The organism is Paenibacillus sp. RUD330, assembly GCF_002243345.2.
In the GTDB taxonomy this organism is placed as follows: domain Bacteria; phylum Bacillota; class Bacilli; order Paenibacillales; family Paenibacillaceae; genus Paenibacillus_O.
Window position 1 is genome coordinate 802,439 of the sequence record NZ_CP022655.2, and the last position, 26,142, is coordinate 828,580.

At 66.4% G+C, this 26,142-nt stretch carries 5 protein-coding genes; all 5 read left to right on the forward strand.

Annotated features, from left to right (window positions below; all coding sequences use genetic code 11):
- The first annotated feature begins 194 nt into the window (after positions 1–194).
- The 5 genes from CIC07_RS03720 (at position 195) to CIC07_RS03740 (ending at position 26,112) form a co-directional block, all read left to right on the forward strand.
- The gene (locus CIC07_RS03720; protein ID WP_076358593.1) at positions 195–3,257 is read left to right on the forward strand and encodes a hybrid sensor histidine kinase/response regulator; all 3,063 of its coding nucleotides are present in this window, start codon (positions 195–197) and stop codon (positions 3,255–3,257) included.
- A gap of 5 nt (positions 3,258–3,262) precedes the next feature.
- Positions 3,263–4,381 (forward strand): response regulator, encoded by a 1,119-nt coding sequence (locus CIC07_RS03725; protein WP_159442444.1) that lies wholly within the window; start codon positions 3,263–3,265, stop codon positions 4,379–4,381.
- A 170-nt stretch (positions 4,382–4,551) separates the two neighbouring features.
- A complete protein-coding gene (locus CIC07_RS03730; protein WP_076358594.1) occupies positions 4,552–9,810 on the forward strand; it encodes a hypothetical protein in 5,259 nt (1,752 codons plus the stop codon).
- Positions 9,811–9,841: 31 nt separating this feature from the next.
- Complete coding sequence (locus CIC07_RS03735; RefSeq protein ID WP_159442445.1) at positions 9,842–17,440, forward strand: S-layer homology domain-containing protein; 7,599 nt, start codon at positions 9,842–9,844, stop codon at positions 17,438–17,440.
- A gap of 89 nt (positions 17,441–17,529) precedes the next feature.
- A complete protein-coding gene (locus tag CIC07_RS03740) occupies positions 17,530–26,112 on the forward strand; it encodes a chitobiase/beta-hexosaminidase C-terminal domain-containing protein (protein ID WP_076358596.1) in 8,583 nt (2,860 codons plus the stop codon).
- Positions 26,113–26,142: the final 30 nt, after the last annotated feature.

Consider the following 26,142-nt stretch of genomic DNA (forward strand, 5'->3'; position numbering starts at 1 on the left):
CGCTGTTCCATAGCCGCATCTCTCCCAAGCGGAGAGAGCGGCTTTGTTTTTGTGCTCGATCTTATTCAATTCGAGCAGGAAGACGCCAAGAAACGATAGAGAAGCGGACGCGCTCTTCACGAACGCTGTTTTTCAACCGATAAATACAATCTAGAAATATTGATATTTAAGTAGGCGGATGGAGGCATATTTTGATGCGGAGGGTTGTCGGCATCATCGTCCTCGTGGTGTCGCTAAGCATCTGGATACCGCTCGGCATCAGCTCGGAGCGGGGTTCGGAACCGAACCGGCTGCGGGCGGAAAAAGGCGTGCTCGACCTGGCGGGCTGGGACGGCTCCGGACGGGTCGCGCTGGACGGCGAGTGGGAATTTTATTGGAACGAGCTGCTTGCGCCGGGAGAGGCATCCCGGCAGGGAGCGCCGTCCTGGATGGAGGTGCCCGGCGTCTGGAGCGGGAGCCAGGCAGGCGGCGAGGAGCAGCCCGCCTACGGGGCGGCGACGTACCGGCTGAGGCTTCTTCATGTGCCGGAGCCCGGCGTCTACGCGATCAAGAAAACGAACATTCGCTTCGCCAGCGAGATTTACGTCAACGGGAAAAAGGTGCTGGCCGACGGCGTGCCCGCGCTGAGCGAGAATGAGTATGAGCCGGGCAATTCTCCGGGACTGGCCGCCTTCGAGCTGGGGAGCGGGGAGGCGGAGATCGTCGTGCACGCATCCAATTACGACTATCTGGACTCCGGCATCCCGATGCCGCTGTACTTCGGCAAGCAGGAGGCCGTCGGAGCCGCCCAAGAGCGGACCCTCATCGGCGAGTCGGTCATCGCGGTCGTGCTCGCTGTCATCGGCCTTATCCATCTCGTGCTGTTCGTCGCGGTGTGGCTGTACGGACAGCGGGACTACCCGCTGCTGCTGTTCGGCCTCACCTGCTTGTGCCTGACCTTGTTCAACGGCCTGCTCGGAGAGAGGCCGCTTGCCTTGCTGCTGGACGGGCTGCCCTTCCAGATGCTGTATACGATCAAGGATATGAGTTCGCTGGCCGGCTTCCTCGTCTCGGTCTATCTGCTCCGGCTCCTGCAGGGAGACCGCCCCAACCGTTGGCTGCGCCTGTTCAGCCTGTCGCTGCTGGCCGGCCTCCTGATCATCCCCTTTCTCAGCATCCAGGCGTATTTGCCGGTCTACCGGGTCGTCATCTTCATCGAGCAATTGCTGATGGTCTGGCTGCTGTGGAGCGCGGCGGCGAGCTACGTAAGGGCCTCCCGCGCCAAGCGTTATGAGGCGCTGCTGCTGCTTCTGGCGGTGCTGCTGCTGATTCTGTACTCCATCTGCTGCTGGCTGTTCGGGATTTCGCTGCTCGGCTCCTTGGTGCTTGGCCAGATCTATCTCGTTCTGTTCAGCCTGGTCGTCTTTCTGATCATCGTCTACCGCTTCTACTCGGCGTTCCGCGAGATGGACCATATGCACCGCAAGCTGCTGCGGCTGGATCGCCAGAAGGATGAGTTCCTCTCCTCGACAACCTATCAGCTGAGAGCGCCGCTGCAGGATATCGTGCACCTGGCCGACAGCGCAGCCAAGAGCATGGCCATCCCGCCCGGCTCCGGACCCGCGCGCAGCCTCGAGCTGATTGCCGGCACGGGACGCAAGCTCGGGTATCTCGTCCAGGATCTGCATGATTTCTCCCGGCTGAAGCATGAGGACATCCAGCCGGAGCTGCGCAACCTCGATTTGAGGTCCGCAGTGGAATCGGTGCTTGGGCTGCACCGGTCCTTGCTGGGACGCCGGCCGGTTCTGCTGCTGAATGGGGTAAGGGAAGATATGGCGGCCGTTTATGCGGACGAGGATCGGCTGGTGCAGATTCTTCATCGCCTGGTCGGACAAGCCGCGTTTCGGGCGGAGGAGGGCAGGATCGAGATCGATGCCGAGGAGCAGGGAGGCTTTGCGGTCGTGACGATCCGGTTCATCGGGAAAAGAAAGCCGATGCACTCCGATGAGCGATTCGTCGCCGATCCGCCCCTGCCCGGCGAGGACGCCGCCGAGCTGGCGCTGCTGATCTCCCGCCGGCTGATCGAGCTGCAGGGAGGCCGGGTGCTGCAGCCGGCGCCGGGAGAGGCGGAGCTGCCGTTCCGCTTCGCCCTGCTGCTGGAGGCGGAGCATGCAGGCAAGCCGGCCCGGAAGGCAGCGGGAGAGAAAGAGCCGCCTGCCGCCGTTCATTTCCTCAAGGCCGCCCGCGACGGCAGGCAGCGTCCGGCCGTGCTCGTGGCCGATCCCGACGCCGCCAGCCTGCATGCCATCACCCAGCTGCTGGAGCAGGAAGGCCTCCGGGTCGAGGCTGTCCATTCGGCGAAGCAGATGCGGGAGGCGCTCGGCAAGGAGCGGGAGCTGTGCCTCGTGCTGCTCGGCGTGTCGCTTACGGACGGCAGCGGCTACGAAGCGCTTCAGGAAGCGCGGGAGCGCTTCTCGCCCTCCGAGCTTCCCGTGCTGATGCTGACCGGCCGGCGCCGGGAGGAGGACCGCAAGCTCGCCCTCGATCTCGGCGCGAACGATTATGTCGCCAAGCCCTTCGAGGCGGAGGAGCTGCTCGCCAGAGTGCGCAGCCTCGTCAACCTGCGGCAGTCGGTCAAGGAAGCGCGGGAGCGGGAGATCGCCTTCCTGCGCTCTCAGATCAACCCGCATTTCTTGTACAACGCGCTCGGCGCGATCGCCGAGCTGTGCGTCGAGGAACCGGCGAAGGCGGAGAAGCTGACGCTGCATCTATCGGGATATTTGCGCGGCAGCTTCGACTTCCGGGAGCTGGACTCCTTGTCTTCGCTCGGAGCGGAGATGAGGCTGATCGAGGCGTATGCCGAGATCGAGAAAGCCCGCTTCGGCTCCCGGCTGAAGGTCAGCCTCCGCTGCGACGCCGATCCGGGCTTGCGCTTCCCGCCACTGCTGCTTCAGCCGCTCGTGGAGAACGCCATCCGCCACGGCCTTCTTTCCAGAGGGCGGGGCGGCGAGGTCAAGGTCTCGATCTCCGAGCGGGAGGGCTTCCTGCATGCGGAGGTGGAGGATGACGGCGCCGGATTCGATGCGGAGGCGATGTCGCTTCGGCTTCAGCAGCCGGAGCGCATCGGCGGAGTCGGGCTTTGGAATGTCAGCGAGCGGCTGCGGCTGCTGTACGGGGAGAAGCTGGACCTGACTAGCCGGGCGGGGCAAGGCTCGAGGCTGGCCTTCCGCGTTCCGGTCGCGGCCAGGGCCGCACGCGGTTATGACAAAGGAGGATGAGCGCGATGCTGCAAGCGATTATCGTGGATGACGAGGAGCTGTCGGTACGCCGGCTGTCGCGGATTGCGGGCGAGCTCGGCGGCGTGGAGATTCGCCGCAGCTTCTTCAGTTCGGCGGAAGCCTGCGAGTTCATCCGCAGCCATCACGTCGACGTCGCCTTTCTCGACATCAACATGCCCGAGATCGACGGGATGGAGCTTGGAGCCCGGCTGAGGCAGCTGCAGCAGTCGCTAGAGGTCGTCTTCGTAACCGGCTACGACCGGTACGCGGTCGATGCTTTCGAGCAGGACGCGGCGGACTATGTCCTCAAGCCGGTCAACGCGGAGCGGCTGGGCAAGACGCTCGAACGTCTCCAGAAGCGCCTTAATCCGTCCCGGGAGCCGCTTGCGCAGCCGAAGCTCGGCGTTCGGCTGTTCGGCGGCATCCGCTTTTTCCGCTGCGGCGGCACGGGCGCGGAAGCGCCGATCAAGCTGCGCAGCCCCAAGACCGAGGAGCTGTTCGTCTACCTGCTGTGCAAAGGGACCGTCAGCCGGGAGGAAGTCGCCGATACGCTGTGGCAAGGGCTCGATCCGGACAAGGCAGCCAAAAACATCAACTCCACGCTCTATTACATCCGCAGGTCGCTGTCGGACGCCGGCCTGGAATCGCTGCTGCAGGCCGGACGCTACGACATCCGGATCGACGCCTCGCAGGTGGACTGCGATCTGTACGAGTACGAGCGCGTCGTCCAGCTGATCCGTGCGGAGCCGTCGCCGGACCTGCTGCGCTTCGACCAGGCGGAGGCCGCGGCGCAAGGCTCGTTCCTGACGGGCAAGCTGTACGAATGGGCGGGCGAGCTGTCGCGGCGCCTGGAGCGGGAGCGGATGGAGCTGCTGGAAGGGAAGGCGAGACTGCTGCTGCGGGACAGCAAGCCTCAGGCCGCCTTTCCGCTGCTGCAGCGGATGATCGAGCTCGATCCGCTGCGGGAGGATATCCATGTGGAGCTGATCCGTCTCTACATCCGCCTCGGCCGCACCCATGACGCGGCCAGACAGTACCGGGAGCTGGAGGAGAGGCTCGCCCGCGATCTCGGAGCCGCTCCTTCCCGCTCGTTCGCTTCGCTCCTGAACGCCGCTCATTTTTAATTTCATCGATAAGCCAGGACTTTGGAACTAAAGTCCTGGCTTTTTTTTGTGTTGTTTATGACTTGTTTATTTTTCGTTTATTCCTTTTTCCTAGAATGAACTCGGATTATGTCGAAATTGGGGTAGGTCTGGAGTTCAGGCTTCGACAAGGGGATAAGGGGGGCACTGTGGTGCATCTGCGAAAAATAGGCAAAAGAGGATTGAGGCTGCTGCTGGCGGCGAGCCTGCTCGCCGGCGCCGTATCCGGCGGCTGGGCTGTGCCGGCCAAGGCGGCTGCGGCCGATCTGGAAGTGACGCAAAAATTCGGCAACCGCATCGGCAATCTCAGCTACGAGGCTCAGAATGCGTTCGGCAATTTCTACAACAGCATGGAAAAGGGCTTCTATATGGAGCATGATTCGGCCACGTCCGCGGACTGGGGCGCGGGCGACGTGTTCACGGATGAATCCGGAGCGACCTATACGCTGCGCGTGGGCGAGAATCCGCTGCTCTCGGCGATGGCGCTGAGCGGCCACGCTTCGATGAAGATCGGCTTCGGGACGCTCCGAAAAAACTACGGGTTTTTTTCCGGATCGGAAAACTCCAGCATCGAAGTCAAGGTCAACGGTCAGGAAATCATGTATTACAACACGAACAGCACGAGCGGCAGCACGCAGATCTACAACAAATCGGTTGAACGCCTGCTGACGCCGGGCGCCGTCATCACGATCCGCATCTTCGGCCAGGACGACGACGACGGCCCGACGGGCGTGCGCGGCCTGTACATCAAGTTCGAGGACAAGGAGCGTCCCGTGCTGGAAGGCTACACATTCACCGGCAACGGAGCGACGCGGGTGAACGATGAGATCCATCAGACCGAGCTGTATGTGAAAAAGAACGAATTCGTCGACCTCGCCTACAACTTCAGCGAGCCGGTCCGGCCGACCTCGGTGACGGCGGGCTTTTCGGACTACTTCCTGCGGCATCCGCTGTTCACCAATCCCGACGGCACCGGGCTGCCGGCGGCCGGGCAGACGCAGTATCTGCAAAACACGACCTACAGCGCGGCCAATCTCGGAACTTACCATGACAAGATCGCCTACCGGTACGTCGCTTCGGCCTATCACAACAGCGGCAACCTGCCGCTGGAGCCGAAGGTCGACGGAAGCACGCTGAACGCCGCTCCGATGGATCTGTCGATCAAGGAGAAGCTGGAACAGGCCGTGCTGGCGGACGCCGCGGGCAACGTCGCGACGATGCGCTTCCCGAACAAGGCAAGCGACGCGAGCCTGCTGGAGGTGAAAGGGCATACGCTGGATCCGTTCGACTACAAGGCCGGCGGCTACCGGGTCATCGTGGATGCGGTCCGGCCGAAGTACACCAAGTCCGGCAACGGCATCCAGCCGGAGATTCTCACCGGCACGACGCTGAACAAAGGCGACGTCATCGACTTCAGCGTGCAGCTCACGGAGCCCGGCGTCGTGAACCGGATCTGGGAGGGCCAGGAAGCGGGCACATACCTGCTGTTCAACAACGGCATGAGGGCGTATTACGTCTCCGGATACAGCAAGAGCGTCTGGAAGTTCCGCGCCGTCATCGGGGATTCCGTCGATCTGGAGACGCCGCTGCTGAAGGTGATCGCGCTGTCTCATGACAACAAGACGCCGGCTCTGTCCGACCTGTCGGTCATTCAGGACTATGCGGGCAACCTGCTCATCCAGCCGGCGAACTACGACGGCGTGTTCGAGAACGCGCCGATGGATGTGGAGCCGTCGCTCGTGAACTCCAAGATCGACTGGGCGAATCTGTTCATCGACAACACGAAGCCGCTCGTCGGCTACCGCTACGAGGCGGGAGGCGCGACGGCCACGGCTTATGCCAAGGCAGGCAAGGTGACGATCGACGCCAACGATCCGTCCCTGCTCGTCCCGGCGCTCGATCCGGCCGTACAGGACCGGGGAGCGGAGCGCCCGAGCCGCGGCATCTACCGTCCGAGCAATATGACGGGAGAGGCGGCGCCGTCGATCGGCCTCGTGTATTACGCCTGGAGCCAATCACCGGCCGATCCGCTGGCGGGCAAGGAGGCCGACAACTATGCGGCTGTGAAGCGCTACTCCCTGTCGGCGAAGCAGCCGTCGGAGGAGCTGTATCCGGAGATGACCGGGCTCAAGCTATCGGCCGCCAACAACAAGACGAACGTCATCTCCCCGCCTTCCGAGGCGCTGCTGCCGGAGAACAGCGGCAAGTGGTACCTCCATACATGGACGGCGGACATGACCTGGGATACCGCGCGCGAGCTGATGCAATACGAAAAGATGAAGGACTACGTCCTCAAGCACGCAGAGCAGTATGAGGCCTGGAAGGCGGAGGCGCCCGGCTCGGAGGCGGACAAAACCTTCTACGCCGACAACAAGGCGCTGGCGGCCGTCGGCCAGTACGGCGACAAGAACGAATGGAAGCTGGAAGACTTCAAAAACGATGATTCCAACTGGACGCATGAGGTCGGCGTGCTGCGCCTCGACAATCTGCAGCCGCAGCTGGAGCCGGCAGTCGTATCCGCCGACGGCACGGCGGACGTGACCGTGCAGGCGCTCGTGGAGGAGCCGCACAGCGGCATCCGCAGCATCGGCTACCAGTGGGTCAAGGACGGCTTCCAGCCGCAGGAGCTGGAGTGGAAGCCGGCAGCGACGGTGGCCGGAGCGGTATATGGAGACGAGGCGCCGTCCTACACGGTGACGCAGTCGACGTACACGGACGTATTCGAGGACGGGGCGTACTGGCTCTATCTCAAGGCCGAGGATCAGGCCGGCAACCTCATCGTCGGCACGCCGCAGAACGCGCCGGTCGCCGTCAGCACGGAGCAGGCGCTGCCGACGCGGTTCCTGCCGGAGCCGAACGCGGCCTATACGCGCAGCGGCGAAGTGAGGTTCTGGATCGGCCAAGCGTCGCCGGACTACGTCGGCTACGTCTGGTCGGACAGCCCGCTGAGGCCTTCGGACAGCGGCTTCGCGGCGCTGGAGCCGGACGCCGCGGCCGAGGAGGGCTGGACGGGGTACGCCATTCCGGACGAGGAGAAGAGCGGCGTCCGCTATGTGCATGTGAAGGCGGCAATCGGGGAGCGCACGCAGTATTACTCGCGGGCGTACTATTTCGACAATGAACCGCCGCAGATCGGCTTCGGGCTGGAAGGCCTGAACTATCCGCTGCCGAAGCAGAGCGTGCTCGTCACGCTTGCCGAGCTGTACAGCAAGAGCGGCCTGACCGCCTCCTACCAGTGGGTGCGCGAGGGAGAGCCGGAGCCTTCGGAGAGCTCCGGCGGCTGGGTGTCTCTCGGAGACAGCCGTGTCGCGGAGCTGGAAGGGGCAAAGGTCCTGGCTGACGGCGAGACGGCGGACTTCCGCCTGTATGTAAAGGCGACCGATGGAGCGGGCAATACGGCTCTCGCGGCCACCACAGGCACGTTCAAGCTGACAGGTCCGGTCAAGGATTCGCCGGCCGCACCGGGAACATCGGCGCTTGTCCGGCTGACCGGCGACGAGGCGGACGGCTATACCGCCATCGTCAAGCTGGGGCTGCAGACCGACAACCCTTCCGGCTATGAGTATTCCGTTTCTCCGGACGGGGGCGAGAGCTGGCAGAAATGGCGTCCATATACGACGTTCGTCAGCCTCAAGGTGCCGTCGGGCGACGCTGCCGCGCTGCAGGTGCAGGTCAAATACCGCTCGCCGAGCGGGAAGATCGGCGCCGTCTATCCGGTCGACGCCAAGGGCTTCGATCCCGATGCCGAGCCGGTCTATGCCGTAGCGGCGATGTCCGGGCTGACGCCGGTGAACGGAGCTGATGGAGCGACGTTCGAGATCGCTCCGCCGCCGGGCATCCGGATTGCGATCTCCAAGCTCAACCCGCATCAGCCGACGCGCTCGGGCAACCGGTTCAACGTCAAGCAGAACGGCTTCTACACGTTCGAGCTGACCGACCTGAACGACGCGAAGCGCAAGGAGACGCTCGTTGTCGTCGTGAACAACGTCGACGATGTGAAGCCGGAGGGCGTCATCCAATACTCCGTCAGCAACAACATCAAGACGAACGGCCATGTGACGGCGATGCTGACCGGCCTGGAGCCGATCATCATGACGAACAACGGCGGCAAGAGCGTCTACACGTTCACGGAGAACGGCAGCTTCGAATTCGAGTTCAAGGATGCGGCCGGCAACACGGGCAAGGCGACGGCAATCGTGTCGAACATCGACCGCGATCCGCCGCGCGTGCAGATTGTGCGCTCCTACGCCTACGGCAAGGACGGCAGCCAGAGCTTCGGCACTCTCCGCGATTCCAGCGGCCGCGTCGTGCTCTCCTCGGGCGTGACGCTGTCGGTCGTCAAGGCGGACAGCCAGGCGCGCGACTTCGTCGTGCACAGCCGGAACAACGGCGTCGCGGTGACGAAAAACGGCGCCGTATCGTTCACGATCGGCGACGCGCTCGGCAATACGATGATCGTCAAGGAGCAGGTGGAAGGCGTCGTCAGCGAAGGCCCGCAGCCGGAGCGCGTCTCCTACGCCTTCGTCGACAGCCAGGGTGCCGAGCTGCCGGCAAGCCGCATCGTCACGATCGGCGGCAAGAAGTACGCCGCCGGCAGGATGAAGGTGACGCTCAGCGGCAAGGTCGCCGCGCCGAACGCCGTCTTCTCCGGCTTGAGGCCGATCGGGCCGCCGGGCGCCTACAGCAATCAGGTGAGCGGCGCCGGCGGAGCCTATTCGTATTCCCGCATCTTTGAAACGAACGGCTCGTCGGCGATGTCGATCTCCGATGCGCTCGGCAACGCCACGCAGATTCCGGTGACGGTGGCGGGACTGGACAATGCCGCGCCTGCGATCCAGCTGAAGCAGCCGACGGTCGGCATCGTGCAGAACAAAGCCGGCTTCAGCGCCGCGGCCGATCTCGGCGGCTACGCCGTCTCCGACAACTTGTCGGCGGCGGACAAGATCAAGGTCGAGGTCAGCGGGCTCGATCTGAGCAAGCTCGGACGCCAGCGCGTCGCCTACACGGCGATCGACGAGGTCGGCAACCGTGCGGTCGCCTACCAGGACGTCGTCGTCGTCAAGAGCGGCGGCCTGCTCATCTTCGGCAACGGCACGCTGATCTCGGCCGCATCCGGCGAGCAGGCGCTGTTCGATACGAACCGCATCACGTTCCGCGTGAGCGGCTACAACACGATGAAGGTCGGCGGCAAGGAGACGGTCAACGAGGCCGGCACGTTCGAGCTGCTGTACCAGCCGGGCCTGTACCGCGAGGGCCAGATGAAGTCGATCGCGTCCAAGCTGACGTACCAGCAGCTGGCGGACGGCGGCTACACGGTCGCCTTCCCGAAAGCGGGCTGGTACACGATCGTCGTGCGGACGCAGGAGCGCGACCGCGAGTATGCGAGCTTCTTTGTCGGATCGGTCAAATAGAGTCATGAACGAAGGAACTGGGGGATGCTTGGTGAGGCTGCTCAAACGCGCGATCTCGTCGCTGCTGGCATTCGTGCTGGTGTTTCCTGCCCTGTTCGAGAGCGGCCACGCAGTGGCCGCCGAGCTGGGCAAGAGCCGCACGACGACGATTCAGAATGAATTTATCAAGGTGACCGTCGACAACGAGACGGGACGATACGGCATCCGGACGGTCGAAGGCCAGCCGATCCGCAAGCAGGATCAGAACGTGAGCCTGATCTTCCGCGGGGACGATCCGGAGACGTCGTTCACGACGTTCCGCATCGACGGCACGGACTATATTTTCGGCAACAAGTACAAGTTCGGGCGCGAAGAGTCGCGCACGACGGAGCCGGTGCTTCTCGAGAAGCCGAACGGCACGAAGCAGCTGGAGATGACCTGGACGCTCAAGGGCGTGCAGATCAAGCAGATCCTGCTGCTGTATACGGACAGCAAGGACAAGGCGAACTCGGGCAACGTCAACATCCGCTACGAGGTCGTCAACGGCAGCGGAGTCAAGGTCGAGGTCGGCAGCCGCATCCTGCTCGATACGATGGTCGGCGGCAACGACGGCCCGGCGTTCCAGGTCGGCACGGCGTACAAGGCGCCGCTGTCGGTGGAGCGCAGGCTCACCCATGAGCCGGAGAAGCTGGGCATTCCCGAGGAGGACCGCCCGCTCTACAAGCTTCCGGCCTACTGGGTCATGCGCGACAAGCTCGACCTGGAAAATCCGCAGGCGACGAACGTCGTCGCCTACGGCTTCAACAATGTGGCCGAGCAGAACATCAACATCGTCGACGAGATGGTCGTCGGCCACTGGAACGGCCTTGCGAATACGAAATGGGACTATACGGTCCATCCGAACCTGGATTTCACGCGCGATACGAACGACTACGGCAGCGCCGACTCCGCCGTGGCGTTCTACTGGAATCCGGACGCGATCGAGCCGGGACGCATGCAGAGCTTCGAGACGGTATACGGCCTCGGCGAGATCGTCGCTCCGGACAAGGTGTTCTCGGTCCGCTACGTCGATCCGGTGCAGCAGCTCGCGACGCTGGCCGACGGCAGCGCTTACCGGGACGAGGGCATCTTCGACATTACGGCCGAAATCGAGAACCTGCCGGCGTTCGGCATGGAGCATTCCCGCATCGAACTCGAGATGACGCTCCAGAGCGGGCTCAGCTTCGTGCAGCTCGACGAGCGCGGCAACATCAGGCGGGACGCCTCCGGCAAGCCGCTCGTGGACAATGTGAGCAGCAAGAAGGTGGAGTACCGCAAGGAGGCGACGCCGGAGGAAGCCCGGCAGGGCATCCAGCCGAAGTACAAGCCGGGCGACACGGTGACGGCTTCGTTCAAGGTGATGGCCAAAGGAAAGCCGTGGCCGACGACGCGCCAGTACATGCTGACGGCGCGCAGCCCGGAGACGCTCAGCAAGCTGGAGGGCGTGAAGGACGAGGGCATCAAGGCCCAGTACGAGTCCGTCAAGTCCAACTTCATCCTGCTGCCGCCGGTCGGAGAAGCGACGCCGACGTATGTGTACGGCGTTTCTCCGAAGGAGCTGTACAGCACGGATGTGAAGTACATGACGGTCAACCTGTCCAACATCGAGGCCTATACGACCGGCGGCGAGGGGACGGAGCCGAACTTCGACCTGTATCTGATCGAAAAGGCGACCGGCGACCGCTACCGGGTGCCGGTGAAGGAATCGGTGCTGCTGCAGCCGACCGATGACGGCCTGACCGGCGATATGCGCATCACTTACCGGGGCGGCGACAAGGTCGACGAGGCGGGCAAGGTGATCCAGGAGGGTCTCGGACCTGAGCTGCCGCTCGGCGAGTACGAGATCGCGATCGACTACAAGGCGGCCGCCGGAGACGATCCGGAGATCGCGTCGATGTACGACATCACGGCGGGCGAGACGGTCCTCGTCACCGACAACGACGAGTCGCGCATCCGCGAGGCCGGCATCCTGGCGCTGTACAAGGAAGTCGTCGATCTGAGCGGCCTCGACAACGGCGCGACGGTCGGTACGGAGCGGCTCGAGCAGCTGAACAGCCTGTTCCCCGGCAATCCGTTCAAGGAAGGCAGCTTCCTGCATGCCGCGGCGACGAGCTACAAAAAGACGCGCGCGCTCATCGGAGCCGCCAGCAAGGCGGTCGATCCCGAGTTCGATCTGAGCGGGTTCGCCGATGAATCGGCGCTGGCGGAGACGCCGCTCTACAACTACCGCATCTTCGAGAGCGAGGAGGATCTGGAGGCGTTCGAGGAGCAGGCGGAAGAGGACAAGATCGACCGCGAGACGCTCGTCGTCGTGCGCGGCATGGTCAAGCAGGTCGGCACCGGCGACGATCAGCAGATCATCGTCGACACGAAGACCGAGCCCGCCATCATCAACGATGCGGTCGCCTACAGCGGCAAGGACCTCGTCATCGTGAGGGGCAAGCTCGACATCCTGGGCATGAAGCAGCCGGAAGGGCTGCCGCTGCTCGATACGATGTTCGTCAAGGGCGACGGCACTCTGAGCGTCGCCAGCAGCGGCTTCATTTTCCACAAGGGAGAATGGACGCTCGACTTCTTCAACGGCTTCGACAAGACGCTCGGCGGGGACGGCTACGGCATTCCGCGCGCCGGCAGCGGCGAGGACGATGACGAGGAGGAGGAAAGCAAGGACGCCAACAAACAGTCCGGGACGAATCCGGAGGACGACAGCCAGAACGGCAGCCTCAAATGGGCGGTCGGAGGCGTCGGCGACCGGCTCAATCCGCTCCGGCAGATCATGCTGGAGAATGTCTATTTCAACAAGCACTCGCTGTTCAGCGCGCCGAGCTTCTCCATCGACGGCTTCGGCCTGTCGCTGAACGACTTCATCCTCCGCGAGGGCGGCGTCTCGTTCGGCGGAACCGTGTCGCTGAAGGTCGTGAACGCGGAGATCAACAATGTCATCTACAACAAAAAAGGCTTTGTCGGCATCGATGCCAAGCTCGGCTTCGATCTCAATGAAAGCCTCGGCCTGTTCGGGCCGAAGGAGGACAAGAAGGCGGACAGCGAAGGTCCGAAAAAGCCGAGCGGCAGCATCAGCGTCACCCACTACGTGCAGAAGGTGGAGGGAATCAACAACCAGTACGGCCTCGAATTCGAGGCGCAGCTGAAAAACATGGCCGAGGTCGCGATCGAGTTCTCGCTCAAGCAGGTCGACGACGGGCGCATCCTGCCGGATGTGATCGCCTTCGGCACCCAGCTGAAGAGCCCGGGCGTGCTCATTACCGGCGCGACGTACCTGACCGCGATCCGAGGCGCGGTCCGCGAGCTGGCGGACACGATCGCCGGCGGCACGGCGGAGGATCCGTTCCCGCTGACGATCCAGGCGGGCGTCGGCATCCGCTTCGGGATGGCGCCGGCGTATTTCTTCGGCGATATCGATCTGACGCTGAAGCGGACCGGCATCAAGATCGAGGGGCAGATGAAATACTCGCCCGATGCCAACGCCGAGGAGGATGACCGCATCGAGATGATCACCAAGGCGCTTCTGGAGGCGCAGTGGGTGACGCCGTGGTTCGTGCGCGTTCAGGCCGAGGTCGATATCGGCGGCTGGGACATCATCGTCGGCAAGGCCGGCATTTTCGTCGGGCAGAACCTGGAGAAGAACCGCACCGACTTCGAGGGCTACATCGGCTCCAAGGTGCAGATTCCGGGCTCGGTGCCGGTCGTCGGGGGCATGCCGCTCTCGAGCGTCTTCCTCGGAGTCAACAACGACAAGCTGTGGGGCAGCGTCGGCATCCTGTTCATCTCCCTGGGCATCACGTATTACTGGGGAGGCGGAGTGGAATTCGGCACGTCGACCGACCAGCTGCCGGAAGGGCTGGCGCATCTGGTCATCCAGGATCCCGAGCGCGGACCGCGCCTGCTCGTCATCGGCTCGGGCGTAGAGACGGTGGCGAATTCCAGGGTTGCTTCCGAGCAGGAATCGCAGGCGGTCGAATACCGCGAGGTCGAGAAGGGCGTCCAGATCGTCGACAACGGCGACATGACGCTCGGTATCGGCGGCATCGCGGTCAAGAACGGCGGCCGCGTGCATGAGATTCCGATGAGCGGAGTCAGCGGCAACGCCATCATCGAGATGGAATACGACAGCAAGGACATGCCTTCATTTACGCTCAAGGACGGCAGCGGCAGGCTGTATCCGGTGAAGTTCGACAATACGAACACGGACAAGACGGCGAACGCGTTCACGCAGATCGTGCCGGCGAAGCAGTCGGCGACGGGCGTGGACATGCGCAAGGCCTACGTCATCGTGCCGGCTGACAAAGCCGCCGCAGGCGGCAAATGGACGCTGACGGCGCAGGCGCCGGTCGAGACGAAGCTGCTGAACGTGCCGACGGCGCCGCAGCTGAGCGAGGTCGGCATGACGCCGAATCCGGCGGACGCCAACAAGTTCAGCGCGACCTGGAAGGTCGACAATGTCAAGCCGGGCGATACGGTCAGCCTGTATCTGGCCAGCGACGCGGTGACAGGCAAGACGGAGAAGCTGTCGACCGGCGAGCTCGTCCAGCAGACGGGCGACGCCGGACTGCTGATCGCCAAGGATCTGCCGGCCGCGGCGGGCAGCGCGGCGATCGACGTGACCTCCATCCCGCTGGCGGGAGGCACGGAGGATATCCGGGGCCTCTTGCGCCAGGGAAGCTATTATGTGCGGGCGGAGCTCCATTCGGAGAACGCCTTCGGCACGAAAACGTCGGCGCAGCGCTTCGAGCTCAAGGACCCGATGGCTCCGGCCAAGGTCGAGGGCGTGAGCGTGAAGCCGGCCGGCAACGGCTACTTCCACCTGTCCTTCAAGCCTGGCGCGGTCAAACCCGGCCAGCAGGCCTATGAGCGCAGCTACGTCATCGAGGCGCTGCAGGAGCAGGACAAGGCGATGAAGAGCTACGAGCCGTTCGGCACCGTGCTGATGACGGAAGCGGAGCTGAAGCCGTATTGGAACGCATCCTCCGGACGTTATGAGGGCATTCCGATCGGGGGCTGGGCTGCCGTCTCGACCTCGGATGCCGTCAACACCTCCAGTCTGGAGGGCACGCCGGCTCCGGCAAGCGGAGCGGGCCATGCCGGCCTGGAGACCGGGAACGTCTACACGATCGGCGTGAGCGCCTCCGCTGTGCCGACCGAGGCGGATGACAAAAACCGCAATCCGCATTATGCGGACCGCGCCGACTCGGCCGCGACGCTGCTGCCGGCCGCGCAGAAGCCGCAGCTGACGCTCGGCGGCGGACCGGCCAGGCCGGAAGGCAAGAAGTTCTGGGAAATGCTGACGAGCCGCACGGAGCAGAATCTGACGCTCCTCTCCACCCAGCCCGATGTGGAAGTGGAGGCGTATGTCGGGGATGAGCTCGTCGGCAAGGCGGACATGCGCACCGAGGGCGGCGCGAGCCGCGGCACGCTGAAGCTGGACCGCTTCTCGACGGACGGCAAGTTCGCCGTGGAGCTGAGAGCCCGCAACACAGCGACCGGCGACGTCTCGGTCACGATGCTGTACCTGACGGTCGATACGATCGCGCCGGTGCTGTACATCGACGGGCCGGCGACCGGAGCGCGCACCAAGGCCGGCCGCATCCGCGTCTCCGGAACGACGACTGTCGGCGACGCGCTCACAGTCGCCGGACAGCCCGTCAAGGTCGGAGAGGACGGAAGCTTCGACAGCGAGGTGCAGCTGCCGGAAGGCGCAGGAGCCGCAGCGGAGCTCAAGTTCGTGGCTCGCGACGCGGCCGGCAACGAGAACTCGGCGGTCGTGAACGTCACGAACGACGGCTTCCGGGCGCCGAGCGCGATCGTGCTGAAGCCGATTCCGAAGCTGCAGCCGGGCGAGAGCGTGAAGCTGCAGGCCGTGCTGAAGGTTGCGGACGGCAAGGACGGCAGCGGCAAGCCGCGCTTCAAGGAAGTCGCGCTGCAAGGCAAGGAGGAGCTGGACCGTCTGAGCCTGACCGTGGACGGCGAGTCGGTGCTGCTCGCCGAGGACGGCACGCTGACGGCGCTTGGCGCCGGAGCGAGCCTGATTACGGCGGGCTACCGCGTCTCGGACGGCATGACGCTGCAAGCGATGTCCGTCGCGGACGTGGCGCTGCCGGCGCCGTCCTCGCTGGGGTCGCTCGCAGCCTCGACCGAAAGCGTGCTCGGTTCGGCCGACAGGACGCGCATCGTCGTCTCCGACGCCGGAGACATGACCGGGCAGCAGCTGGCGTACCGCGTCTATGGGGCGGGCGCCAAGCTGCCGGCCTTCAAGGAGGATCTCTCCGGATGGAGCGTGCTGCCGGCAGGCGGCATCGTCGAGGCCAAGCACGGCGATGCCGTCGTCTTGGCGAAGCGAACCTCCTCCGGCAAGCTGGCAATGGCGGCTGCGGTGCTGCCGGCCAACATCTGGACCTACATGCCGGGCGGCTTCGGCTTCGGAGGCGGCGGCGCGCCGGCTGCCGGCGCGAAGCCGCAGGCAACCGTGAACGGCAGCGCCGTCGATGCGGCATGGGAAGGCAAAACTGCCGTCATTCGTCTCGATGCGTCAAGCGCGGACGGCTCGGCCGACGTTGTGCTCCGTTCGGCGGAAGCGGCTGAGGGCTACCGGATCACGGTCGCCCGCGCGCTCGCCGACAAGCTCGCGGCGGCAGGCAAGACGCTGCGGATCGAGCTGCCGATGGCAAGCCTTTCGCTCGGCGCCTCGCAGCTGCGCGGCGGCAAGGACGACTTGACGTTGTCGTTCGGACTGAACGACAACGCCGATCGTGCCGCGCTGGATGCGGCGGCGCTCGCCCAAGGCTTCAGGCTGCTGGGCGGCGGCGCAGGCACCAAGCTGCAGCTGGGCCTCGCGGCTTCCGGCTGGAAGCCGGCTCCGGCCGCGGTTCTGCCGCTGCCCGAGGGCGTCACGACGAAGGATGTGACGGCGGTGCTGCTGAGAGCGGCGGACGGCAGCTGGACGCCGCTGGCGTGGAAGCCGGCGGCAGGCGGAGCGGCCGCAGAGGTCGTATTGACCGGCTCCGGCAGCCTCTATTATGCAAGCAACAGCAAGACGTTCCAGGATGTTGCGCCGCTGTTCTGGGCGGCGGACACGATCCGGCAGGCTTCGGCGAGAATGCTCGTCTTCGGCCAGTCGGCGGCCAAGTTCGCTCCGAACGCCAAGGTGACGCGGGCGGAATATCCGACGATTCTGCTCCGCTCGGCCGGTTACATGACCGAGCCGGCGGCAGCGTCCCGCTTCGCGGATGTGCCGGCGGACAGCTGGTACGCACGGACGGTCTCGATCGCCGCCGGCCTCGGCCTCGCCAGCGGCAAGAGCGCGGACCGGTACGATCCGGGCGCGGCTCTCACCCGCCTGGAGGCGATGGTCATGGCCGGACGGCTGATGGCGATCGCCCGGCCGGGCAAGGAGCTGGGCGAGGAGGAGACCGCCCGCGTGCTGGGCGCCTTCGCAGACGCCAAGGCGGTTCCGGCCTGGGCGCGGGGAGCGCTGGCGGCAGCCGTGCAGGCAGGACTCATTCAAGGCATCGACGGCAGCATTTCCCCGAACGAGCCGCTCACGCGCAGCCAGGCGGCTGCGATCGCGGTCCGGGTGAACGACTGGATGAAATCATAATCGGCCGCAGCAGACGGCAGGCCCGCATCATGCTCCAAGCGTGATGCGGGTTGTCTGCTGAGGACGGGAAAATAGGCGGGGGGCAGGACATGAAGGCAGCAAAAAGGAAATCGGCCTGGAAAGCGGCCGCGCTCGGAGCGGTCATGCTCGCTGGCGCGCTTGGCGGCACGGCTCTGATGGTCAGAGCCGACGCCCAGACCTGGTCGGGCTCGGCGGACACGAGCTGGTTCGATCCGACGTATACCACGTTCAAGATCGATACGCCGGCCAAGCTGGCGGGAATCGCCAAGCTCGTCAATGAAGATGAAGGCGTAGACGGTCTCAAGGGCAAAATTCTGGAAGTGGACCAGAGCCTGGATCTGTCGGCATTGGACTGGGTGCCGATCGGCACCGAGAGCCATCCGTTCCGAGGCACGCTGATCGCCAAGGACGGGGCGATGCTCGGCATCTCCGGCATGCGCGTTCCTGCCGGAATCCCTTACCAGGGACTGGTCGGCAATATGGAAGGGGGCACGGTCGGCGGCTTCCGCTTCGCGGCAGACGGCTCGATCGGCCTCTCCACCGTAACCGGCAACGTCTATGCCGGCGCGGCGGTCGGCAGGATGGCGGGCTACAGCATCGTCTACGACATCGAGAACGAGATCGGCATCGGGGCCAAGAGCCTTGCCGGCACCGCGTATGCGGGCGGAATCGTCGGCTCGGCCGAGGGCCAGGTGGCGAACGTGTCCAACGGCGCTTCGGTCACGACGGAAGGCTCCGCCTACGCGGGCGGGCTGATCGGATATGTTTCTTCCGGCAGCCTGCAGATGAAGACGGCGCATAACGGCGGGGCGGTTACGTCCGGCGGGGACGGAATCATCTACGCGGGCGGCCTGACCGGCTATACGGCCGGGATTCTGATCATGAACGACCAGAATACGGTCATCGCAAATACCGCTCCCGTTCAGGTTACGGCGGGCAGCATCGTGCATGCCGGGGGCTTCTCCGGCGGCTTCGGCGCTCCTGTCCTGTTCTCCGGCCAGACAGCGGCCAGCGGCTCCGTCACGGTGGAGGCTCCGAAGGCGGCAGAGGTGTATGCCGGAGGTTTGGCGGGCTCGATCGACGGATCGCTTCCCGAGGTGACGATGGCGCTGCCGGCGACGGGAGCGGTCGGCGTCCATGCGGGCGGAACCGTCCATGCAGGCGGCATCGCGGGCCATGTAGGCCCGATGCTGTCCTGGTCCAAGGGTTATGCGCAGTCGGCTCCGGTCGAGGCGCAGGGCGGCGGAGACGTCTATGCGGGCGGCCTGTTCGGCTCCGCGGACGGCGGCCTCCAGCTTCAGGAAGCCTCATCCCGCGCATTCTCGTCCAGCGGGGACATCCATGTCCTCGGCGGAGGCAAGGTGCGCGCCGGAGGCATCGTAGGCGAGCTCGGAGGCGGCATGCTCGGCCAGGCCGGCTTCAAGGGCTCGCTTGACGCCAGAGCGCAGGCGGCGCAGGGCGATGTGCAGGCGGGCGGCATCGCCGGCAGGGCAGCCGCAGGAACGGTCATCCACGATGTCCACTCCGGCGGCACGGCAGAGGCGCCCGTATCCATTACGGCGCAAGGCGAGCTCGGCGGCATCGCCGGCCGCGCCGAGGGCACGATCCGGCAGTCCTCGGCCGCTTATCTCGTGCTGAAGGCGGTCGCCTCGGACAGCTCGGCCGGCGGCATCGCCGGCAGCGCGGCGGGAGTGATCGAAAATGTCTCGGCGGGCGATCCGGATGCGAAGGATTCGTCCAGCATCCGCCTGGAGGCGCATATCGCCGCTCCGACCGGCGGCCGCGACAGCTTCACTGCCGGCGGCCTGCTCGGCCGCGGCTTCGGCGAGCTGACGGTTGCCGGCAGCAGGGCGGACCGGCTGTCCGCCGTCCTCCCCGCAGGCAAGGCGGGTTATGCCTTCGGAGGCGCGGCGGGCCGCATCGAAGGGCATGCCGTGCTCGGCACGGCGGCCGATCCGGTGCGCGTCGCCGGCATTGCGCTGAATGCACAGGCGGATGACGCCGCGCTCGGCGGAGCGGTCGGCCGTCTGGAAGGCTCGGTGCAGGCGGCCTTGCTCGTCCGCGGCCTCGAGATCGAATCCGGCGGCGCCTCGGCACGCATCGGAGGCCTTGCCGGCGAGAGCTTCGGCAGCCTGACCGGCGGCGAGGCGGAGGATATCACGATCCGCTCCGCCGGAGCCGACGCCAGGCTCGGCGGTGCGGCCGGCCTGAGCGGGGGCTCGATCAGCGGCGTTGCGGCGAGCCGCGTCGCGATCGAGGCAGGCGGCGCCGGCGCGGAAGCGGGCGGCATCGCCGGACGGCTGCAGGGAGCGGCGGACAGCCGCGCTTCCCTGACCGATTCGTCGCTGGCAGCCGGAGAAGAGACGACCGTGACGGCGACGGCGGCCGCAGCGCGCATCGGCGGCGCGGCGGGTTATGCCGTCCGTGCGGACATCGTCCGTCCGGCCGTATCGGCGGAAGCGCCGAACTATGCCGCGCTTGCCGCGAGCGCTCCAGGCGTCGAGGCCGGCGGTCTCGTCGGCCGCGCGGAGGACAGCCTGATCGAGGGCGACGGCAAGGGAATCAACGTGCAGAATCTGCTGCTGACGGCTTCTTCCTCCGCCTCGGAGACCAAGGCCGGCGGCATCGCGGGCCGCAGCTCGGAGTCGACGCTGCGCGGTCTCGTCGGCAGCGGCGCGAGCCTGCTGCTGAGCGGCCCGAACGCGCAGGCGGGCGGCCTGCTCGGCACGCATAAGGGCGGCGAGCAGCCGTCTGTCAGCGGCAACCTGTTCACCGGGATGCAGCTGAAGGCGAATGCCTCCGCTGCCGGCAGCACGGTCGGCGGCCTCGCTGGACGGCTGGAGGCGCGCGCCGGCGATCCGGCCGCGCATCCGCAAAGCTCGCTCGGCATCATCGCGAACAGCCGCGTCTCCGGCAGCGTGCAGGCGCTCGCTCCGGGCATGACGGTCGGCGGCCTCGTCGGCGAGAACGGAAGCCTGATCGCCAATGTCAGCGTGACGGACAAGCTGCCGGTCTCCTCCAAAGGAGCCGACGCCGTCGTCGGCGGCCTCGTCGGGCGCAACGCCGGCACCGGCACGCTGTATTACGTCTACACGAACGCCAATCTGACGATCGAGGGCCAGGGAACGCTGGCCGGCGGCCTCGTCGGCGACAACGCCGGCCGGATCCTCTCGTCCTACACCGATCTCGACCTGACCTCGAAAGCTTACGGCACAGCCGGCCAGCCCGTGTTCCTCGGCGGCCTCGCAGGGCGCAGCAGCGGCGGCATCGAGCAGGCGTACGCGGCATCCAAGGTGGCGGCTTCCGGCGCATACGCCCAGGCCGGCGGCCTCATCGGCGAGCTGTCGGGCGGCACGGTCAAAAACGCCTACAGCGCGAAAAGCGTGACGGCGTCGGGCACGGGCGCTTATGCGGGCGGCTTTGCCGGACGCATCGCCTCCGGCAAGGTGTCCTACAGCTATTCCGCGGCCGAGGTGACGGCCAGCGGGACGGCGCGGGCCGGCGGCTTCGCCGGCCGGTACGACAACACGAGCAAGGAGCTGCTTTACAAGAGCTATTACATCAAGGACGAGAAGCTCAACCTCAACAAGGACCTGCCGGACTTCGCGGACGGCCAGTACCGCTGGCTCAGCGTGCTTGGAAGGCTGAGCACGATCCTCTCCTCGACGCTGGCGGACCGCAGCGAGTTCCCGGCGCTGTCGGGCTGGGACTTCGCGACGGCCTGGAAGTACGGGTCGCTGAGCGCCCAGTACCAGTACCCGGAAGTGAACCGAGCCGCGAGCAGCGGCGGCGGGGATGACGGAACCGGCGGCAGCGTGAATACGAATGTGAACTGGTACCTTCGGGACAAAGACGCGCCAAGCTTCCAGATCGGGACCGAAGCGGAGCTGGCGGGACTGGCGGCGATCGTCAACGGCACGCTCGTCGGCATCGAGCCGTTCGGCTTCGAGGGACGGAGCATCGAGATCAAGGGGCCGATCCATATCCAGTCGGCCCAGTGGAGTCCGATCGGCGTCAGCGAGACGCTGCCGTTCCAGGGCGAGCTGCTCGGCGGCGGCCATCTGATCGACGGTTATGCCGTCAGCGGCACGGTCGAGCATGGAGGGCTGTTCGGCGTCATCGGCGCCAAAGGCTCGGTGAGCGGGCTCAAGCTGGAGCCGAAATCCGTCCATGGCTCTGCATACGCAGGCGCTCTGGCCGGGCGCAGCTTCGGCCGCATCGACGGTGTGGAGCTGAAGCTGCCGGAGCAGGCTGCCGTCATCGGCGGCGTCGCGGGCGGCATCGTCGGACGCAATGAAGGCGCCGCAGAGGGACTGCGCGTCGAGCTGGCGGGCGGCCGCGTCGAGAGCGCGGCGGTTCGCGGAGCGGCCGGCGGCATCGTCGGCGAGAACGTCGCTGCGATCGCCTCCGGCAGCTGGACGCTGACGACGTCGGGCGAAGCCGCCGGCCGCATAGCGGCGAGCGGCGGCGAAGCGGCGGCAGGCGGCCTGATCGGCCGCCAGAGCGGCGCGTCGGAGGGCTTGAAGCTGGAGCTGGCGCGCCTCGTCGTCGAGGCATCCGGCACCGGCTCGGCCGCAGGCGGCCTTGTCGGCCATTATCAGGACGGCTCCGCCGCCAAGCTCGAGGTCTTCTTCGGCGAGGCGGGAGCGGTGCGCGCCGCAGGAGATGAAGCGGCTGCAGGCGGCCTCATCGGCATCTCGGAAGCGGGGAATGAGCTGAGCGGCCTCAAGGCCGAAGCGATATCGTCCGCTCCGGGCGTTACGGGCGGAGGCTCCGCAGGCGGCCTGATCGGCGAGAAGACAGGCCGCGGCATCGCAGCCTGGGATATCCGGCAGGCGACGGTCAAGGGCTTGACCGTCGCATCGCCGGCAGGCGCGCAGGAGGCGTCGGTCGGCGGTCTCGTCGGCCGCGCCGAGCGCGCAGCGCTGCATGGCGCAGAGATTGAAGCCTCGCTGAATGCCAAAGGCGGAAGCCTATCGGCGGGAGGAGCTGTCGGAACGGGGCGCGACGTCACGATCCAGGACGCCAAGATGTCCGGACCGATTGCCGCCTCGCTGGATGCGGGCTCTTCCGGCACGCTTGCCGCAGGCGGCATCGCCGGCGAGCTGAGCGCGTCGGATCGCGACGCGGAGCTCCGCTTCGGCGGACTCTATCCTCTCTATCGCGGCCTCTACCAGACGCATTACAGCGGCAAGCTTGCGCTGGCTGCCGGCGGAGGCGACTCGCAACTGCTGGCCGGCGGCCTCGTCGGACGGCTGCTGCAGGCGTCCGTCTATGAGTCGGACAGCCGCGCGGCCATCGCCGCGGGCACGGCGGGAACGCTCTCTGCGGGCGGCATCGCCGGCTACAGCAGCGGCGTTCTCGTCCATGCCGACGCCCATGGAGGCATCGACGCCTCCGGCGCCGGGCTCTACAGGGTCGGAGGACTTGTCGGCCAAGGCGAGGACGGCGAGATCCATTACAGCCGCGTCCTGCCCGAGGGCGGGGCCGTCATCGCCGTCGGCACGGCCGTCACGATCGGCGAGAACCTGCCTGCCGCCTATGCGGGCGGCGCGGTCGGCCAAGGCGACCGCATGGAGGTGACGCGCAGCTCCGCCTCGATTCCGGTCGAGGTGACGGATGCCAACATCGACACGACGCTGTATGCGGGCGGCTTCGCCGGCCTGCTTGGAGACGGCGGCACAGGCGCCGGCTCGATCCGCTATTCGTACGCGGACGGCGCGGTGAAGGCTTCCGGCAAGCGCGGCTCCTACGCGGGCGGCTTCGCCGGCTCGATCGAACGCTTCGCCGTCGAGGACAGCTATGCTTCCGGCAGCGTGAGCAATGCCGGCCAGGATACGCGCACGGGCGGCTTCGCCGCCGCCGTGGAGCGGACCGGCGCCGTGAAGCGCTCGTACGCGCTCCAGGGAATCGTCTCCACGACAGGACTTGCGGGCACGACCCGCTCGTATACCGGCGGGTTTGCCGGCTACAACGACGGAACCATCGACGGAGTCTATGCCTCCGTCGGCGAGCTGGCCTCGAATGCCAAGGGCACGGATTCGTACAAGGGCGAGCTCGTCGGCTACAACTTCCGCGACGGCCGCATTGCGGCCTCGGCCTATACCGGCAGCGGCGCGGCTGTCGGCCGCAACGCCGGAGCCGCGGCCTCGGCCGAGGCGGTCCCGGCCCGCAATCCGCTGGCTTCCGGCGCTTGGCGCAACGCAGTCGACCCTTCGATTCTGCGCTTGTCCGGCAGCGGCGAGATCGTCATCGGCAGCCGGGAGCAGCTGGACGGCTACGTGCTGCTGAGGAATGATACCGGCCTCGCCTACTTCCGCCTGTTCGACCGGAAGGCGGCAGCCTCTCCGCTCGGCTCGGGCGGCAAGATCCGGCTGGCGGCGGACATCGATCTGTCCGCCTTCGGCTGGACGCCGCTCCAGGACTTCGACGGCGAGCTTGATGGCGGCGGCTACCGCCTCAGCGGGCTTCGCGCCGAAGCGGGAGCAAGCGGCGACGCGGCGTTCACGCTCGTCAACCGCGGCCGCATCCGAAATCTGCAGCTTCTCGGCGCAGAAGTGAACGCCTCCCGCCATGCGGGACTTGTCGCGGCCGTGAACTCGGCCGGAGGCGAGCTCGTCGGCGTCACGGCCGAGGGCAGCGTGAGCGGCGGAGCGAGCGCCGGCCTGATCGCCGGCGTCAATGAAGGCGCCATCGCCCAGTCGGGCGCAGCCGGCAAGGCGCACAGCGCCGCAAGCGCCGGCGGTCTGGCCGGCGACAACCGCGAGGGCGGCACGATCGAGCGCTCGTACAGCGCGGCGGACGTATCCGCCCATGGCGCCGAAGCCGCCGCAGGCGGAGCGGCCGGCGTCAACGCGGGCCTCATCGCCGACACGCTGGCCACCGGCCGGACGACGGCGGACGGCCTGCAGCACGCATGGGCGGGCGGCATCGCCGGCCGCTTGACGGGACTCGTCGAGCGCTCCGTTGCAGGCGGCGAGGCTGTCGCTTCCGCAGACGGCGCCATCCAGCCGGGCCGGAGCTTCTTCGGCGGCCTGGCTGGAAAGCTGGAGGCGGGCGGCGAGATCCGCGGCTCCTCGTTCCACAAGCAGATGGTCAAGCGCGGCGTCGCCTACTACGATGCCGCGGGCTCCATCTCCTCGGAAGGGGCGCTCGGCGGCGCCGAGCTGACCTCCGGCTCGCTGCCGGCCGGATTGTCCGGCAGCGTCTGGAGGGCGGCAGCCGGCTTCTATCCGGCTCCGGCCGACGGCGCGCTGGCACGCCTGGCCGCCGCGGCTGCCGTTCCGGCGGCAGGCGATTCGGTGAACCGCCTGACATCCAGCTTCGGCCTCAGCCAGGCCGAAGGTCTCCGCTGGAGCGCGGATGCTTCGCTCGCGCTGCTGCAAGCCGGCTCAGGCAAGCTGCTGGCCGGCGGCGCCGTCGCGGTGAAGGCCGAGCTCGGGGGCTTCGCCCGCTCCATCGTCCTGAACTCGCCGGAGCTGCGCTGGCCGCAGGCCGCAGCCGCTCCGCGCGTCGTCTCGGGGGAGAAGGAATTCAAGGAAAAGGTCGAGGTCGCGCTCGCGGCCGAGCCGGGAGCCGTCATCCGCTACACGCTGGACGGCAGCGAGCCCGGCGAGATGTCCGCCGCCTATGAAGCGCCGATCACGCTCAAGGCGACGACGACGCTGAAGGCGATCGCCGTCGAGGCGGGCAAGGAGTACAGCCCGGTGCTGAGCGGGGAATGGAAGCTGAAGGAGGACGGAGGAGGCTTCGTCTTCTTCCCTGGCCCGATGCCATCCCCGTCTCCGACGCCGGAGCCTAAACCCGCTCTGGAGTCGAACATCGGCAAGCCGTCCATAGGCGAGGAGAAGCCGGCATCCGTACGGGTGCCGCGCGGCAGCATCCTTCGCCTCACCGCGCCGGAGGGCAAGTGGATCCGCTACACGACGGACGGCAGCGATCCGACGGAGAACAGTCCCCGCTTCATTGGGGAGCTGGTGCTCACCCGCTCCATGACGGTCAAGGCGATCGTCGAAGGAGACAAGCGCATCCTGACGTACGTCTTCGAGGTCGGCAGCGCGAGCTACGATCTGCGCAAGGATGCGTCCACGATCCGCTACGCCGCCGGTTATGCCGACGGCACCTTCAAGCCGAACGCGGCGATGAGCCGCTACGAGCTGATCGAATCGCTGGCGCCGCTGCTTGACCGGGAGCCGGGAGAGCTGCGCAACGCCTTCCCGGACAAGTCGGACCGCAGCGAGCAATTGGTAGCCTTCTTCGCTTCCGCCGGCATCGTCGGCGGTTATCCGGACGGCACCTTCGGCGGCGACCGCAGCCTCACGAGGGCGGAATTCGCCGTCATCGCGTCCAGAGTGCTGAGGCTCGATGTCAACGAGGCGGCCGCGCCGAAGCAAAAGGACGCCATCAAGCACTGGGCTGCGCCATACATCGGCGCATTGACCCAAGCAGGGCTGATCCAGGGCTTCCCGGACGGCAGCTTCCGTCCGAACAGTCCGCTGACGCGCGCTCAGGCTGTCGTGCTCATCAATCGGATGGCCGGCACCGCCAAGCGCACGGATGCCGGACCGCGCTTCACCGATCTGACCTCCGCCCACTGGGCGTACAAGGACATCATGTCGGCCGCGGGCCCGACGGCGCCGGCGGGCCGCTGAGCCTGTCCGCGCACAGCTTGAGGAAAGGAA